Source organism: Stutzerimonas stutzeri RCH2, assembly GCF_000327065.1.
Lineage (GTDB): Bacteria > Pseudomonadota > Gammaproteobacteria > Pseudomonadales > Pseudomonadaceae > Stutzerimonas > Stutzerimonas stutzeri_AE.
Window position 1 is genome coordinate 3,575,099 of sequence record NC_019936.1, and the last position, 16,042, is coordinate 3,591,140.

The 16,042-nt window shown below is 55.8% G+C and carries 16 protein-coding genes and 1 pseudogene; 10 read left to right on the top strand and 7 right to left on the bottom strand.

Translation table 11 applies throughout. The annotated features are described in order from the left end of the window. Window positions 1–123: 123 nt before the first annotated feature. Together PSEST_RS21570 and PSEST_RS16555 are read left to right on the top strand one after the other, a co-directional pair. Window positions 124–1,452, top strand: coding sequence for a restriction endonuclease subunit S (locus PSEST_RS21570; protein WP_015278122.1), 1,329 nt, complete (start codon window positions 124–126; stop codon window positions 1,450–1,452). Beyond that, on the top strand, window positions 1,452–4,655 hold the full coding sequence (locus PSEST_RS16555) for a type I restriction endonuclease subunit R (RefSeq protein WP_015278123.1): 3,204 nt from the start codon (window positions 1,452–1,454) through the stop codon (window positions 4,653–4,655). The genes PSEST_RS21570 and PSEST_RS16555 overlap by 1 nt, the downstream gene beginning before the upstream one ends. A 31-nt stretch (window positions 4,656–4,686) precedes the next feature. On the opposite strand, the gene PSEST_RS16560 is transcribed toward PSEST_RS16555, so the two are convergent. Beyond that, the gene (locus PSEST_RS16560) at window positions 4,687–4,908 is read right to left on the bottom strand and encodes a helix-turn-helix domain-containing protein (protein ID WP_015278124.1); all 222 of its coding nucleotides are present in this window, start codon (window positions 4,906–4,908) and stop codon (window positions 4,687–4,689) included. A 104-nt stretch (window positions 4,909–5,012) separates the two neighbouring features. Between PSEST_RS16560 and PSEST_RS16565 the strand changes: the two genes are divergently transcribed. Further along, window positions 5,013–5,600 (top strand): hypothetical protein, encoded by a 588-nt coding sequence (locus PSEST_RS16565; protein ID WP_015278125.1) that lies wholly within the window; start codon window positions 5,013–5,015, stop codon window positions 5,598–5,600. Beyond that, window positions 5,597–6,991 (top strand): DEAD/DEAH box helicase, encoded by a 1,395-nt coding sequence (locus tag PSEST_RS16570; RefSeq protein ID WP_015278126.1) that lies wholly within the window; start codon window positions 5,597–5,599, stop codon window positions 6,989–6,991. The genes PSEST_RS16565 and PSEST_RS16570 overlap by 4 nt, the downstream gene beginning before the upstream one ends. A gap of 118 nt (window positions 6,992–7,109) precedes the next feature. Here the strand turns inward: PSEST_RS16570 and PSEST_RS16575 are convergent. After that, a protein-coding gene (locus tag PSEST_RS16575; protein ID WP_085990600.1) for an IS3 family transposase occupies window positions 7,110–8,260 on the bottom strand; the annotation gives its coding sequence in 2 pieces (ribosomal slippage) (window positions 7,110–8,023 and window positions 8,023–8,260; 1,152 coding nt in all). A gap of 36 nt (window positions 8,261–8,296) precedes the next feature. Between PSEST_RS16575 and PSEST_RS21895 the strand changes: the two genes are divergently transcribed. Continuing rightward, window positions 8,297–8,461 (top strand): MbcA/ParS/Xre antitoxin family protein, encoded by a 165-nt coding sequence (locus PSEST_RS21895; protein ID WP_232422558.1) that lies wholly within the window; start codon window positions 8,297–8,299, stop codon window positions 8,459–8,461. Between the two features lie 55 nt (window positions 8,462–8,516). Continuing rightward, entirely contained in the window at window positions 8,517–8,744 is a 228-nt protein-coding gene (locus PSEST_RS22525) for a BPSL0761 family protein (RefSeq protein ID WP_015278127.1), read from the top strand. 90 nt (window positions 8,745–8,834) lie between these two features. Here the strand turns inward: PSEST_RS22525 and PSEST_RS22175 are convergent, their stop codons facing one another. From PSEST_RS22175 to PSEST_RS16605, 5 genes are all read right to left on the bottom strand, one after another. Continuing rightward, window positions 8,835–9,455 carry a hypothetical protein gene (locus tag PSEST_RS22175; RefSeq protein WP_015278128.1) on the bottom strand — a complete coding sequence of 207 codons (621 nt, stop codon included), beginning with the start codon at window positions 9,453–9,455 and terminating at the stop codon, window positions 8,835–8,837. A 195-nt stretch (window positions 9,456–9,650) separates the two neighbouring features. Further along, window positions 9,651–11,198 carry an SAVED domain-containing protein gene (locus PSEST_RS16590; protein ID WP_015278129.1) on the bottom strand — a complete coding sequence of 516 codons (1,548 nt, stop codon included), beginning with the start codon at window positions 11,196–11,198 and terminating at the stop codon, window positions 9,651–9,653. 35 nt (window positions 11,199–11,233) lie between these two features. Further along, window positions 11,234–12,166: an AAA family ATPase gene (locus PSEST_RS16595; RefSeq protein WP_015278130.1), complete on the bottom strand. Its 933-nt coding sequence runs from the start codon at window positions 12,164–12,166 to the stop codon at window positions 11,234–11,236. Then, window positions 12,166–12,681 carry a hypothetical protein gene (locus PSEST_RS16600; RefSeq protein ID WP_015278131.1) on the bottom strand — a complete coding sequence of 172 codons (516 nt, stop codon included), beginning with the start codon at window positions 12,679–12,681 and terminating at the stop codon, window positions 12,166–12,168. The genes PSEST_RS16595 and PSEST_RS16600 overlap by 1 nt, the downstream gene beginning before the upstream one ends. 7 nt (window positions 12,682–12,688) lie before the next feature. Continuing rightward, on the bottom strand, window positions 12,689–13,654 hold the full coding sequence (locus tag PSEST_RS16605; RefSeq protein WP_015278132.1) for a CBASS oligonucleotide cyclase: 966 nt from the start codon (window positions 13,652–13,654) through the stop codon (window positions 12,689–12,691). A 188-nt stretch (window positions 13,655–13,842) separates the two neighbouring features. Here PSEST_RS16605 and PSEST_RS16610 point away from each other — a divergent pair, with 188 nt between their 5' ends. The 4 genes and pseudogenes from PSEST_RS16610 (at window position 13,843) to PSEST_RS16625 (ending at window position 15,953) form a co-directional block, all read left to right on the top strand. After that, window positions 13,843–14,166 carry a helix-turn-helix domain-containing protein gene (locus tag PSEST_RS16610; RefSeq protein WP_015278133.1) on the top strand — a complete coding sequence of 108 codons (324 nt, stop codon included), beginning with the start codon at window positions 13,843–13,845 and terminating at the stop codon, window positions 14,164–14,166. 2 nt (window positions 14,167–14,168) lie between these two features. Then, window positions 14,169–15,059 (top strand): ImmA/IrrE family metallo-endopeptidase, encoded by an 891-nt coding sequence (locus tag PSEST_RS16615; RefSeq protein ID WP_015278134.1) that lies wholly within the window; start codon window positions 14,169–14,171, stop codon window positions 15,057–15,059. 248 nt (window positions 15,060–15,307) lie between these two features. Next, window positions 15,308–15,463: pseudogene (locus PSEST_RS16620) on the top strand (TerC family protein); the annotation flags it as partial. A gap of 181 nt (window positions 15,464–15,644) precedes the next feature. After that, window positions 15,645–15,953 (top strand): hypothetical protein, encoded by a 309-nt coding sequence (locus PSEST_RS16625; protein ID WP_015278135.1) that lies wholly within the window; start codon window positions 15,645–15,647, stop codon window positions 15,951–15,953. Window positions 15,954–16,042: the final 89 nt, after the last annotated feature.

Consider the following 16,042-nt stretch of genomic DNA (forward strand, 5'->3'; position numbering starts at 1 on the left):
AAATTTGTCGGGAGCAAATTTGAACAACTACGCAGCTGTTGGCCCGCAGGGCGAGGGCATAGATAGCCCGAGTACGTTTCTGTCGCGTCCGAGATGCAATAACTCGTTGATGGAGAAACGGGCGTGAGTGCGAAAGTTAAATGGCCTTGTAAGTTTCCGGATCGCTGGACAGTTCTACCTTCAAAACGCCTTTTCCCAGAATCCAAAGAGCGTGCGCCTGAAAGTGACGAGCAGCTATCAGCTACTCAGGAGTATGGCGTGATTTCCCAAGCCGAGTTTATGCGCTTGGCCGGGAGGAGAGTTGTTCAGCTGAATCAAAACTTAGAGTTGAGGAAGCGTGTTGAGATAGGTGACTTCGTAATAAGTATGCGAAGTTTTCAAGGAGGGCTGGAGCGCGCATGGGCTGAGGGAGGAATCCGTTCATCCTACGTGGTGTTGAGGCCAAGGGCAGACCTTGTGCCGGGCTACTATCAGCGCCTTTTCAAGTCGGTAGATTACATTCAGACATTGCAGTCAACGGCGAACTTTATTCGCGATGGGCAAGATATGAACTATCAGAACTTTGTTCTGATTGATCTGCCTTTACCTCCAGTATCGGAGCAGCTCTGCATTGCCGCTTTCCTCGACCACGAAACCGCCCGCATCGACGCGCTGATCGAAGAGCAGCAGCGACTGATCGAACTGCTCATGGAAAAGCGCCAGGCCGTGATCTCCCACGCCGTCACCAAAGGCCTCGATCCCACGGTACCGATGAAGGACTCCGGCGTGGAGTGGCTAGGCAAGGTGCCGGCGCATTGGTCCGTAGTCCCATTTGGACTTGCGTTTGGATATCAAGAGGGGCCCGGCATCATGGCCGTTGATTTCAGAGATGAGGGTGTTCCCCTCGTAAGGATCTCTGGTGTCCAAGGGAGATGGGTGACACTGCAGGGCTGTAATTATCTAGACCCAGCCAAAGCAAGTGGAAAGTGGGGGCATTTCCGCCTTGAACATGGCGATTTGATCATAAGTGGCAGTGCGAGCATGGGGCTGGTGAGTGAAGTCGGGGAGGAAGCTGTCGGGGCAGTGGCTTATACCGGGCTGATCCGGTTGACACCCAAGACAGGTATATCCGACCGTGACTTTATTCGTTCAGTCGTTGGCTCTTATCAATTCTTTGTTCAGATTGATTTGCTTAAAGCCGGTTCAACGATTCAGCATTTCGGGCCGACACATCTCAGTCAAATGAAGGTTGTGCTACCGCCACTTGATGAGCAAATTAAGTTGGCTTCCTACGTGGATAAGGTAAGCGTCCAGTTCGATCAGTTACTTGGTGAGGCTGAGAAAACCAACGAGCTCCTCCAAGAGCGCCGCGCCGCCCTAATCTCCGCCGCCGTTACCGGCAAAATCGACGTGAGCGGCTGGCAGCCACCGGCCAGCGTGCCATCTCCCGAATTAGCACAAGAGGCCGTGTAATGGCGGACAGCAAGGAAGCGCAGTTCCAGCAGGACATCATCGACGCCCTGGCCGCCCAAGGCTGGCTGGTCGGCACCGCCAGCGGCTTCGACCGCCGTACGGCCTTGTATACCGAAGACGTACTCGGTTACTTCAAGGAGGCCTGGCCCGAGCGCTGGGACAAGTTTGCCAAGGCCAACCCGAACAACCCGGACGATGTGCTGGTGCAAAAGCTGGTGCGCGAGCTGGAGCAGAGCGGCACCCTGGATGTGCTGCGCCATGGCTTCAAGCTGCCGGCGGTAAAGGTGGAACTGTGCAGCTTCCAGCCCGACCACGGCATGAACCCGGACACCCTCAAACGTTACCAGTGCAACCGCCTGCGCGTGGTGCCGGAGGTGTCCTACTCGCCCCATGCGCGTGAGGCTGGCAGCAGTGGGCAGAGCTATAACCCGCGGCTGGATCTGGTGCTGTTCGTCAACGGCATCCCCACCGCCACGCTGGAGCTGAAAAGCGAGTTCAAGCAGTCGGTGGAAAACGCCAAGCGCCAGTACCGGCAAGACCGCCCGGTGAAAGACCCGCTCACCCGTAAACCCGAGCCGCTGCTGACCTTTAAGCGCGGCGCACTGGTGCACTTTGCCGTGGGCCAGAACGAAGTGGCGATGACCACAAAATTGGCGGGTAAAGACACCTTCTTTCTGCCATTCAACCTTGGCAGCGCGGAAGGCGGCGCGGGCAACCCGATGGCTGAGGATGACAGCCAATACGCCACCGGCTACCTGTGGCAACGCCTGCTGCAGCCAGACGCCTGGCTGAAGGTGCTGGGGCGCTTTTTGCACCTGGAGAAGAAAACCAGCGATGGCTTCGACGGCACGCCGGTGACCAAGGAGACGATGATCTTCCCGCGTTACCACCAGTGGGAAGTGGTCAACACGCTGATCAACACCACCCGCGCCGAAGGGCCGGGCAAGCGCTACTTGATCCAGCACAGCGCCGGCTCGGGCAAGTCCAACTCGATCGCCTGGACCGCACATCAACTGGCCTCGCTGTACGACGAGGCCGGCCAGCGCCTGTTCAACTCGGTGATCGTGATTACCGACCGTACCGTGTTGGATAAACAGCTGCAGGACACCATCTACCAGTTCGAGCATGCCCAGGGCGTGGTCAAGCAGATCAACCGTGAAACCAGCAGCCAGAGCAAATCCGAGCAATTGGCCGAAGCACTGGCCGAGCAGACGCGCATCATCATCGTCACCATCCAGACCTTCCCGGCGCTGTTCGATGCCCTGGACAAATACCCCAAGCTGGCCAGCGGGCGCTATGCGGTAATCGCCGACGAGGCGCATTCCTCGCAAACAGGCTCATCGGCCAGCAAGCTGAAACAGATACTCGGCAGTGATGCCCTGGAAGGGGAAGAAATCAGCGCCGAAGAGCTGCTGGACGCCGCCGTGCAGGCGCGCCAACCGAATGAGCGCATCAGCTACTACGCCTTTACCGCCACGCCCAAGGCCAAGACCCTGGAGCTGTTCGGTCGCCCGGCCGACCCGACGCTGCCGCCCAGTGCCAGCAATAAGCCGGAGGCATTTCACCTGTACTCCATGCGCCAGGCCATCGAGGAGGGTTTTATCCTCGACGTGCTGCGCAACTACACCACCTACAGCACCGCCTGGAAGATCGCCCACCCGGATGGCGAAGACGACGAGGTGGACAGCAAGAAGGCACGCATCAAGCTGGCCCGCTGGGTGCGCCTGCATCCGTACAACATCAGCCAGAAGGTCGAGGTCATCGTCGAGCACTTCCGCGCCAATATCCGTGGCCTGTTGAATGGCCAGGCCAAGGCCATGGTGGTGACCAGCAGCCGTCAGGAAGCAGTGCGCTACCAGTTGGCGCTTAAGGCCTATGTGCAGCAGATGGGTTACAACGATGTGCACCCGCTGGTGGCGTTCTCCGGCAGCGTGCTGCCCGATGAGGTGATCCCCGAAGAGGTGACGGAAAGCAGCAGCCTGCTCAACGCCGGCCTGAATGGCCGTGACCTGGCGCATGCGTTCGACACCCAGGACTTCAACGTGATGATCGCCGCCAACAAGTACCAGACCGGCTTCGATCAGCCCAAGCTGTGCGCCATGTACGTGGACAAAAAGCTGCAAGGCGTGGACTGCGTACAAACCCTGTCGCGGCTAAACCGCACCTTCGGTGACAGCAAGGAAACCTTCATTCTCGATTTCTTCAACGAGCCGCAAGACATTCTCGACGCCTTCTTGCCTTACTACACTAAGGCCGAGCTGACCGACGTGACCGATCCGCAGATCATCTATGACCTGCAGAAGAAACTGGATGCCGAGGGTATCTATCACTGGCAGGAGGTCGAGGCGTTCGCCATGGCCTTCTTCGATCCCAAGGCGGGTGGCAGCAAGCTCAATTACTACAGCAAGCCGGCCAAGGAGCGCTTTGCCAAACGTTATGCCTTCTCCGTTGAGTCGCGCCAGCAGGCGCTGGACTTCAAGCGCACCGCCGAAACCAACGGTGACAGCGCCGGCCTGAAAAAAGCCGAGCACGCGTTGAAAGAGGCCGGCGAGCAGGTGGACCAGCTCGACCTGTTCCGCAAGAACCTGCAGAGCTTTGTGCGGCTGTACGAGTTCCTCTCACAGATCGTGCCTTATGAGGACCGCGAGCTGGAGCAGCTGTGCGTGTACGCCAAGCACCTGCACCCGCTGCTGCGCGTGGATCGCCTGCTACAAGACGACGTAGACGTGGGCGAGCTACAGCTGAGCCACTATCGCCTGAGCAAACGCGCCGAGCACCAACTACGCCTGAGTGAAGAAGACGGCGACTACAGCCTCAAACCCGGCAGCGACGTGGGCAGCGGTAAACCGCATGACCCGGAGAAGAAACGCCTGTCAGAAATCATCGAAGCGCTGAACGATATTTTTGGTGCCGAGGTGAACGATGAGGACCAACTGCAGTTCCTCACCGGCATCGCCCAGCGCATCAGCCGCCAGGAAGATGTAATGGCTCAGGTGAACAACCACTCGGTGGAGCAAGTGATGCACGGCCTGTTCCCCAAGCGCGTGCTCGACACCGTGCTGGACGCCATGACCGACCACGAGAAGCTATCGCTGGAAGTGCTGGATAACGAGACCAAGAGCCGGGCGTTTGCGATGGTAATTTTGAAGATGTTGACGGCAGCTGGGGGCTTGGGAAAAAGTAACAGCGGCGCTGCTGTCTGAATTTCTTGCGCGGTGGCATTACTTGCGCTGGCTAAACTTCAGACGGCGGTGGAAGAAGGCTTGAGGGATCGCAGGCGAGTTCGCTAGCGATGCGGTAGAGCTTCTCGACCGTGATGTTGACCTCACCACGCTCTATTCGGCCCATGTAGCTGCGGTCGATATTGCAGGCCAGCGCGAGTGCATCCTGGGAAATCCGGCAGATCTTCCTCTGCATTCGGATGCGTTCCCCTAACGCTTTCGCCAACGTATCCATGACCGTCTCAATTCCACTTGAGGCGGCACTATCGTGCGTTTGCGGACAAGCAGGCCACGGACTATAATCCGCATTTCTTTCGCGCTAACCCTTCTGGTGCCTCAATGAAATCGGCCTCGTTCATTTTCGACAGGCGCCTGTATGAGCTGCTTCAGGAGCAAGGCCGTACAACATTCACCACACGTGAATTACGGGATGCCTACGCTGAGCGTCTCGGAGAGGGTTTTTCTCTCAATGATGTTCGCCGTTACGTTTATGAGCAGATCCGTCGCATGCTCCGGCTGGGCTGGCTTGTGCTTGATGAAGAGCGCCGGACACGAGGGCAGGTTTACCACCTGAAGACGTTACCGACGCGTGCTCAGCTTGAACTGATCGACGATGGGTTCGAGCTCCGTCTTATGGCGATGCGTGAAGCCGATCAGGAGCGATCGCTGGTTGAGCCGGATGTTGTTGCGGAAAGCCTGGTACCTGATGCAGAGCAGCATTTGGAAACGCTCCTCAAGGAGATTCGGCTGGATTTCCTTTCTGCGATGGGGGAAGCGGAGCGCTACAAGCAGCTCTTTGAAGATATGCCGCATCTGCGTGACAAGGTCGAAAGCGAATATCTGGATGCTCGGGACCGAAGCTCGCGACTGATTGGGCATCTCCGCGCTGTCGAGAATACGCTCAAAACGCTCGCCGCTACTCGATGACCTCCTCGCTGCGAGATTGGCAACGCCGCTGTATCAATACGGCGCTGGAACACTTCCTTTCCACGTCACATTTTTTCTGCCAAGCAACACCAGGCGCTGGCAAGACGCGCATGGCAGCAGAGCTGGCTCGCAACCTGCTGGATCAGGGCAGGATTGATCTTGTGCTCTGCTTTGCGCCGTCATGCCAGGTAGTGGAGGGCTTCCGCTCGACCTTCATGGCGGTGCTAGGCAGGCGTCTGGACGGTCAGCTCGGCGCAGTGGGCGCTGCGTACACCTATCAAGCCATGGATTACCGTGAAGAGGCGTTCTGGCAGCTCCTCGACGACTACCGGGTCTTCGTTGTCTTTGACGAAATCCATCACTGTGCGGGTCATGATCCGCTGCTGAGCAACGCCTGGGGGCAGCAGATACTCCAACGGGTTCAGGATCGCGCCGCATGCACGCTGGCTCTGTCCGGCACACCATGGCGCTCGGATGACCGGGCCATTGCCTTGGCTCGCTACTCGTCGCCGGAAGGCCAGCTGATTTGTGACTTTCGCTATGGATTAAAGGAGGCTATCGCTGATGGAGTTTGCCGCTCGCCCCGCATAGTCCTCCTCGACAATCAGCAGGTGAAGCTCACGGAGGAGTTGCAGGCTGAAAGTACCGTCAGACTTTTTCCCAGCATCGCTAAGCTCCTGGGAGAATCCCCCGTCACCTACGAAGAACTACTGCGTCACGACGAGGTGATCGATCAGTTGCTCATCTTGGGACGTGCCAAGCTGGACGTGCTTCGCCAGATCAAGCCAGATGCGGCTGGCTTGGTGGTATCTACCGATATCGAGCACGCACGACAGATAGCCCAGGCCTTGGAGGCCATGGGGGAAAGCTGTCAGATCGTCACCAACCGAACGCCGGATGCCCAGCAGCTAATTAACACGTTTAGGCACAGCGACTGCCGTTGGATCGTCGCAGTGGGGATGATCAGCGAGGGAACGGACATTCCCCGTCTGCAGGTGTGCTGCTACCTCAGTCGTATTCGTACCGAGTTGCACTATCGGCAAGTGCTGGGTCGGGTACTCAGACGCAAGGATGGGTCAGATGATCAGGCTTGGTTATTCATGCTGGCTGAGCCGACGCTACGGCGTTTCGCCGAGCGAATTGCGGATGACTTGCCGGACGATATGGCGGTATTGAGTGTGCAGGTGCCAGACCCAGCCTCGGGCTCTGCGATAGGGTGGTCGGGCCTTGGCTTCAATGAAGGCGAGCGAGCAGACGGAGAGCCGGATGGCGAGCAGGTTCTTGATGCCAGCGTGGAAAATGTCGTATCACTGGATGGGCTGGCAGATGGGCCGACCTATCAGGTCAGCTTTTCTCAACACTATCGGCAGCAATTATTGGCGTGCTATTAGCGCTTCTGTGGGACAAAGCATGGCCCAGCCAGGGAAAGCCAAAATGGATCAGCACGAGAAGAGTCCGGGCGCTAGCTAAAGCCGTCAACCAGTTAGCCATTGAATCGCCCCGGCTTTCCTAGACACTCTCCAAGCTCTGGAAATAACGCTTTTCAAACTCCACTGGCGACAGCTGCATAGCGCTGCTGTGCCGGCGCTTGGGGTTATAGAACATCTCGATGTAATCGAACACATCACTGCGGGCTTCTTCGCGAGTGCCGTAGGTTTTCCGTCGGATGCGCTCCCGCTTCAGCAACTGGAAAAAGCTTTCCGCGACCGCGTTGTCGTGACAGTTACCGCGTCGACTCATGCTGCTGATTAGGTTGTTGGCCTTTAGGAAGCTCTGCCAGTCCGAGCTGCTGAACTGGCTGCCCTGGTCGGAGTGGATCATCACCTCCTGCCTGGGCTTGCGCCGCCAGACCGCCATCAACAACGCATCGATGGCCAGGTCGCTGCACATCCGTGGTTTCATCGACCAGCCGATCACCTGGCGCGAAAACAGATCCAGCACCACCGCCAAGTACAACCAGCCCTCATAGGTGCGGATGTAGGTGATGTCGGTGACCCAGACCTTGTTCGGCTCGCTGACCTTGAACTGCCGCTCCAGGCGGTTGGGCGAAGCCACCGTCGGCTTACCGCCGTAATAGCCGGGGCGCCGACGATAACCGGTCTGCGAACGCAGCCCCTCCACCCGCATCAGGCGAGCCACGCGGTGCCGGCCACAGGACTCGCCCAGCTCACGCAGGTCGTCGTGGATCTTGCGGTAGCCGTAGACCCCGCCGCTTTCCAGCCAGGCATGCTTGATCAATCCGAGCAGGCGCTGATCTTCCTTCTCGCGTGCGGATTTCGGCTCGGCCAGCCAGGCGTAGTAACCGCTGGGATGTACCTGGAGGGTCTGGCAGAGACGCCGTACCGGGTACTCCACCGACAGCTTGCTGATGACGGCGTACTTCAGCCGGACTCCTTGGCAAAGTACGCGGCGGCCTTTTTTAGGATGTCTCGCTCTTCGGTCACCCGCTTGAGTTCCGCGCGCAAGCGACGCAGCTCGGCCTGTTGATCATCTACCTGCTGCCGCTGTGCTTGGGGCTTGCTGTAGCGCTTTACCCAGGCGTACAGGCTGTGCGCGGACACGCCTAGACGCTCCGCCACATCGGCAACGCGCAAACCGCGCTCGGTGACTTGCTTGACCGCTTCGATCTTGAATTCTTCGGGGTAACGCTGGTTGCTCATGGCACCTCCTGATGGGCCTCATTATGAGGCTTGGAGGTGTCTACGAAACCAGGGGCGATTCACATCGAGATATTCGGGAATCAAAAGGAGACAGAGCGCTGGCTCAAAGCACCAAACAAGGCCCTTGGCGGAAACTCTCCCGCATCGCTTTGCAAGACAGAGGATGGAGCGATACAGGTTCGGCGCTGCTACACGCGGTAAAGTGGTGAGGGAGCGTGTAAATGGTGTCGATTTTTTATCTTTTGTAGAGGCTGACATGACGTTGCCCCATGAGCGTACCCGCGCAGTAGCGCAAACCTACGAGTTTCTAGGAAAACTCGCTCGTAACAGCAATCTGCCCGAGGAAATTCGCCGCGACGCACTCCACTTGCTACGCCATTTCCCCAATCAATATGACGTAACCAAGGCAGGAGCGAATGAAGAGAGGCTGTCAGAGGTTCCGCACTTGTTCATTGACCCTGTCTTTAGCTCTTCATGCGTTTAGATAGAAAACCTGATGCTTTCGTATCAGGCGTGATCCAAACTGAGTCGCCAGCGTCACAGTCAGGCGTTTCGATGTGACCATGGTCGGAATTTATACAAGTTCCGGTGGGGTTAGGATGGATGAATCAAGGACAATGAGGATTGGATAGCTCGCACCTGATTGCTGTTCATTACCAAGAATTGCCTGATAGCCCGAAAGATTGCCCGCTGTGACAATGTCTTCAATACAGTCTCGCGTTATCGCTTGAAGTTGATTCAAGACTGCAATGCTTTGGGCCGTGCCGGGAAATGCTAAGGCGAGATGATGAAGCCTTTGATAGTGCTCCGCTTCGTGCGGAGGAGGTGCGAACTTCATTATCTCACCCGTCTTCCAACCCTCTTGCCAGTAATGCTGGTAGCCCACCTGAGCGTTTCCTTTCCCTGGGCGAACGTTGCGTACAGCCTCACGAAAATTCTCTGATTCAGCGATCGTGCAGGTCTCACCTGGACGGCTTAAATTCAATATGGTCTTACCAGGCAATACCGACGATTTATACACATGACCATTGACTGCATACGCTTGTACTGACTGTTTTGCGAACAGCAAAGACCTAGTAAAGAACAGGCCTCTATGGAGCGGCATTCCATTTTTCAGATTTGCAGGTCGACCATCTATCTTCCACTGTGAGAATCTCGAATTTGTACCGTGAAACCAATCTGTTAAATAGTCCATAAAATGTTCCAATTCCGAATCAGCACCAACAGCCACAGCACCATTGCTAAATGACAGCTTCTAGTCACCGGCTGCAGGTTGCTACAGTGTGCTTTTAGTCTATAGTAGCCGCTAGAGAAGAGCTGCTACTGTCCAATAGAGGTCATCGAGTATTTATCTAAGCCGGGGGACTTAAACTGCAATTAGGCCGACTCCTTAACTGAGGGCTGAAGTTATCTCTGGATACGACAACGATGGTCGATAAGATCCATCGGCCTGAAAGTCAAAATCGAACTCATACAACGTCAGTGGTTTGAGTAATGACGCCTGCCGCCCAAGATAAAATGTGAAAGCATTTGGTGCCGAAATGAACAGGTGATAGCGCTCACGCCTCGCCGTTATGTCGATCACTCGATCGACGGCGATTTTCGAGGCCAATTGCTCGGCTAGGTGATTTGCATGAGCTCCTGACGTAATAGCTCGCGGCGAGGCTCCTCCCACCAAAGTCGCTACCAGCAGACGACGGAAGTGCCCCGGGTTTTCTTCAAGAAATTGTCGTACCGAACCTTCCGTCTCACGAGTCAAACTGACCGCACAGACTGTACCGCTACCATCGGGATCTAGTTCGTGCTCAGAGAATACCCACCCGTTGGATGCACTGCTCAGGGTCTCGTCATCGGGCGCCCAAATCTTCATGACAGGCGAGCGCTGCTCTAATTCTGTCAGCCTTCCAGATTTAGCATCGAGTACAGCTCCAGCCGCAAAAGCCAGAGTGGCATGAGCCTCGATTGCCAGACGGATACGCCCATCTTCGGAGGGCACATTCAATAAAAACTCTCGGAGCTTGGGCAGAAGCGAATCTCTCCAGGAACTCTCATCTCGTATCGTCCGTTCATCAAACTCTGGAACCAGATTCAGCACATGAGCACAGCGGTTCTCCATTCGATCGAGGGGATGCTCAAACGACTTCACGCCGAATATCAGTGGTGCTGCCTTCGACTTTTCGGCCAGCAAGCCTTCTTGCGCACATTTATCTTTAAAGTCTGATCGGTCGAACACCGTTCTGCGTTGCCCGACCCATTCGAAGATATTTCCGTCGTAAACAGTGACGCTCGCGTTCGGCTCAGGCCTAACCAACCCATTCGCACGGCATGCGCTGTCCAAAAGATCGCGTAGCCCATCCAACGAGTCGCGGGACAGATGGAAAGCCAAGCTGTTACAGAGTGCACGTAGCTCCTCTTCTTCTATATCGAGGTGGTCGCACCAAAGCTTACGCAGGCTCCCAGTTGCACTACGCTCGGTTGTCCCTTGAAACAGCTTATCCACGTCGAGATTTAGGGACTTTGAGCGAATGCATTTCGCCAAGGTATCAGCTAGATCTGCCATGTGGTTGGTGACTAAGACCAGCCTAGACGTGCACTCATTGGCCTTGTCATGTCGATGCGCAGCAAGAGCACGCTGCAACATAGAGGTGGTAGTAGCATTAATGTACTCGGGTCGTACTAGATCCCCGTGCGTAAACGAGCCAGGTATCGCGTGCCACTTACATTGCATTCGCTCAATATGAACCGAGTTTCCCCGATGATCTTGAGGTGCGCGAAGGGGGTCATACTCAACCCAAATGTCGTCGAACCCTTTCAGTCCGGACTCGAAACCCACGCGGATGATTGGGCTTCCTTCGTCTAGCAAGCGGGCGGCATAAAGCCAAAACATTCGCGCTTGGAACACATCACCATCACGACGAGTGACAACTGCCTGCGTCATAACTCTGCCTCTCTGATCAGTTGCACAGCAGTGACTCAGCGATCCTGGAACGCTGGTGTGGGTTTCATTGCTTGAGCGGTGAGCAGTGCCTCACGCGCGTCCACGGCCTTATTCGGATAGGCAGCAAGAATGATGGAAGGAATCAGTCGCTGGTTGATGTCAGAGAATGTAAAACCAGGTTCATTCGCTTCCCGCGCCCCGGTCAGCTTAACTAGCTGGTCAATTGCAACAGTCGGAAGACCCAGGCCTTCTAGTTTCGAACTCAACAAATAGCGCCGCTGGACTTCGTCGGGTCGACCAAACGTCAGCACCTCAGCTGCTCGCCGCTGCACTGCTGGATCAAGCGCTTTGAGTCGATTGGTACACATCAGTACTGCCGCTGGAAGCTTCTGATTGGCAATGCGGTCAATGCCTCGAATGAAAGCATTTACCCCTGCACGATCCTCGTGGTGCATCTGCGCGTTTTCTCGGGATTGGGCCAAAGCATCAGCTTCGTCGATCAGCAGCAACACAGCACCGCGAGCCTTCCCGCTTGAGTTCTTGAGCTTCTCTGCAGCCTCGATGGTGTAGTCGAATGCGGCTGAAACCAGTTGGGTCATTTCTCCCACACGGCCCTGTCCGCGAGTCGCGAGGCTCAAAGGGTAGAGGGTGATGTCGATACCCTCTTGCCGAGCGACAGCATCGCCGATGGTTTCAGCAAGTTCGGTTTTACCCGAGCCAACATCACCTGCCAGAACGGCTAAAGGGGGGCGGCGCATAACCGTATCAACAGCTGCGCGGGCCTGCGGGTGATGCTTCTCGGCCCACTCTTGCAAACCGTACGGGTTGACCAAAAGACCCAATATTTTAGCCAGCCGCTCTTTATGCGCGTCCAGTCCGACGAGGCGTGCCAAACGCTCTTGGGGCTCGAAGTCCGGGAAGCTTACGCGTCGCTCAAACAGTTCATCTAGAGACGGTTTTACGTTCATCAATAGCTCCTTACGCTTGCACGGTTGAGGGCGCGGCCACCTGCCGAATAGGTCTTGTCATTTTCTAGATAGCCACTGACCCCCGGTGTTGGCGCGCCTTCTCGCTTAAAAGGCAAATCTTCTAGGGCGCTCTCCCGCTCAGCCGCCGCATCGCTGTAGTACTTCGAGCTGTAAGTCATGTAGCTGGAGAAGGACGCCCCAGTCACGTCTTTCCCAGGACGTACCTTTCCCGGATCATCATCCGAACCTGCGCCTACCAGATCCCCTGCTGTGTAGCGCAGAGTGGGCTCGATGAAATCGTTGCCACGCTTGAAGCCGTAGGTCACCTCCCCGAGATACCCGGTTTTAAGCATCACAATTAGTTCCGCTTCGTACTGCGCGATCGAGGAATCGCTGGGATAGCCGTAGAAGCGCTGAACCCGCTTAAGGTCAGTCGCTACTTTGGCTGCCATGTGTCGAGCATGGGTGACAGTGAAGGTCTGCGATTCAGCGACGCTGAAGCTATAGGAAGACATGGCTTTATCACCCCTGGAATGAAGAACCGAAGACTTTCTGCCAGTAGCCAACCGTCAACTGCTTGGTCGGCGCGTAGGTCGCAGCTTCAATGGCATCACCTGCTTCCATTGCCGCATCAACGATCGCGTCAACGTTGCGCTGCGTATACAAACGAGCGACGTTGTTACTGGGGTTTACTGGGTCAATGATCTGCACGAGATCAGACAGCGCACCGACTTTCGAGGCCGCGTAGTTGTCCTCAAAGACAATTCGCTGCCGTAGTCCGCTTATCGCCAGATAGGTAAAGAACGCCTGCATGGCCTCGGGATAGTCGGAGAAGTCGACTCCGTCGTCGCACAGCTTGGCCATGATCAGCTCGATCATGAATGACTTGAACCGGAAATCCTGACGCTCCTGCTTCATTAGGCGTGCCCAGTACTTGGCCAGCCGAACAACCTGAGCAAAATGAGTTGGGGCAGCACGTTTACGCGCCTTGGCAAACTCAAGGTGCAACGGAATGCTTGTCTCTAGGAAAGATCCATCCTCCTGGCTCACCAAGTTGCCCCGCCAATTTGGCAAGCCGGAGTACAGCACCGGCACAACATCGACATCCAGGCCTGAACCTTTGAAGGACACGGTTACCGAGTAGGTCTGTGGCTTGACTTGATCAGGCGTGAAGTTAGGAAAAGCCTTGCGCAGCCTCTCCGCCAGATAATCGAGCAGATCGCGAATATCGTGCGGCGCCTCAGAACCACTGATGTACACGGCAACATCAATGTCGTTCAGCGAGCGAAGCGCCGTCCCTTTAGCCAGGCTGCCAGACAGCATCATGCGTTTCAGCGAAAAATCGTCGTGGTCTGCCAGGTACCCTTCCAGCTTGTCCTGCAGCCGCTGAGCTTGCTCGCGATACTGCTGAGCCTTTTCCTTAGGCAGATTCACTTTTTCCTCGGCGAACCGCGCTATATCCTTATGGTCGATGTGCTCTCTTGCCATTTCATTCCCCTCAATCCATACGCGTCTAGTGGCCGGGCGAGGAGCTGAAAGGGCTAGTCGTCGAGCCAGGAAAAAAAAGTTCGGAATAGCGAACTTTGTGACAGGCTGCTCGCGTCTATCGCCTTTGTCAAACTATTTGTTCGGAATCGTGGTATTTTGTACTTAACGACTATGGAGGAGACACGACGATGACTACCCGTCTCGGCGAGAAGCTCCGCGACCTGCGCAAGCAGCGTGGGCTGACCCTGGAAAAACTTGCGGACATGGCAGGGCTCAGCAAGAGCTATCTATGGGAGCTGGAGAACCGAGAGTCTCAAAGACCCTCAGCAGAGAAGCTCACAGCACTGGCAGATGTTCTCGGAGTAGGAACAGCTTACTTTTTCGAGGATGATCTCCGTGAGCCGGAAGAAAAGCATCTCGATGAAGCCTTCTTCCGCGGCTACAAGAATCTGGAGCCGGATGCGAAAGCGCAGCTTAGGAGGATTCTAGATACGTTCAAAAAGGACTTTTAAAGATGCCTGATGGCAAGGTATGGACACCGCAGAAAGCAGCCATCCATCTGACCAAAATCTGTGATCAGATCAGCCAATCCCTAGGGCTTGATCGCTTCCCTGTCAATGTTAGCGAGCTTGCCCTTGGCGCCTTCGAGGTCTTTAAATACCCCGACCCGATCGTCAAGGTAGAGGCTGTCGACATCAAAAACTTCGATGGTGCGCTGTTCGCCAACGAAGCGAAAGACCGCTGGATGCTTCTATACAACAACGGCTTGAAATCTCCAGGTCGTATTCGTTTCACTCAAGCTCATGAGCTGGGGCACTACATCCTCCATCGTCTCAAGCGCGACGAATTTCAATGCAGCAGTGATGACATGCTGTCATGGGAGGAAAAGAACATTGAGGCCGAAGCCGATCTATTTGCATCTTTTCTGCTGATGCCCCTAAACGACTTTCGCAGCCAACTCACCCCAGACACTGACATTGAAGTATTGCGTCATTGTGCAGATCGCTATGGCGTTTCACTTACCGCTGCTGCCCTGAAGTGGATTGAGTGCACTGAGGACAGTTCGGTCTTGATACTGTCTCGTGATGGCTTCATGAAATGGGCATTTGCCAGCTCGGCTGCACGCCGTAATGGTGCTTTTTTCCGAACACGCCAGAGCCCCATCCCAATCCCCGCGGGTTCGTTAGCAGCTTGCTCAACAATTACCCAAGAGCGGAAGGGAATTGAGCTTCCAGCCTCACTCTGGTTCCCCCATGCTGATCCCAGCGCTTGCGTTCGTGAAATGAAAATTCATTCCGAGCGTTATGAGTACGTCATTACCCTGCTCCGACTTCCTCGCTCTGCTGCGGTTTGGCCTCCTTATCAAGAGTCTCGAGACAGAAACGATTACTGGCGGCGCAGATGAGCATGCTCACCTGCCGGCCGTTGACAGGCAGGAGGCGGCCAAAAGCAGCCGCCCGAAGCCGTCTACGAAAAGAAGGTCTACTCACAGTATCAGTCAATCCGCTTGAAACACCTTGCGACCTTTCCTCGATTGAGAAGCCACAAATGCACCTCTAGAGTTGCCTCCGCAACGCCGGGCCCCTCTGACAGCTAACCGCTGCCATGTCGGAGTTGCAGTTTGCACAACTTCGACACTTAGAGGAGGGGCTCATGACTGCCCTAGAACCGTTCTTCCTGGCCGAATTTCTCGGCACTGCCACTTGGTTGTGGCTCGTTTTTATCAGCATAGTGATTGGCCTGTTGGTCTTCGACCTAGGGGTGCTTCACCGCGAGCATCGCGAAATTGGCATTCGTGAAAGTTCATTGGCAAGATTCCATCGGTAATCTCCCTGAGTCTGCTGCTGCTGCTGGGCGGCGTGCTGCTGTCCCTTTGGAAAACCCGTGGCCAGCCGGCCCCGGCTGGCCCTCAGGTGTAAATCAAAACAGGTGGAGGTAGCTAGTCGGCTGCCTACTGTCGAATTGGCAACTTTCAACACTGGAGGCGGTAATGAAAAAAACGCTGCAATTGACAGCTATGGGGCTGTTACTGGTGGGCTTGGCCGGCTGCGACGCAGCCGAGCAATCGGCGCAGAAACTGGCCGAGAAGGCTGAGCAGGCAATGCAAGACGTAGCCCGCGAAACGGTCGATGGGACCCTGCAACAACTCAATAAGCAACTGAATGAAGTACAGCAGTCAACCAATGAGTGGCTAGGCAAGCCGCCGTCCAAGGAAACGCAGGAGGGCGAGTTGCAGGAAGGTCTGCCTGAAACTAATGAGTCAGGAGAGCCTATCGACAAAACGGCAGTTGAAACCTAGTTGGCTGGCAGAGTGCGTGGTTTGTAACCATTTGGAGCAGACTACGATACGGCTAATTATAGTTGGCCGCTTTTGGCCGGTTAGCGACG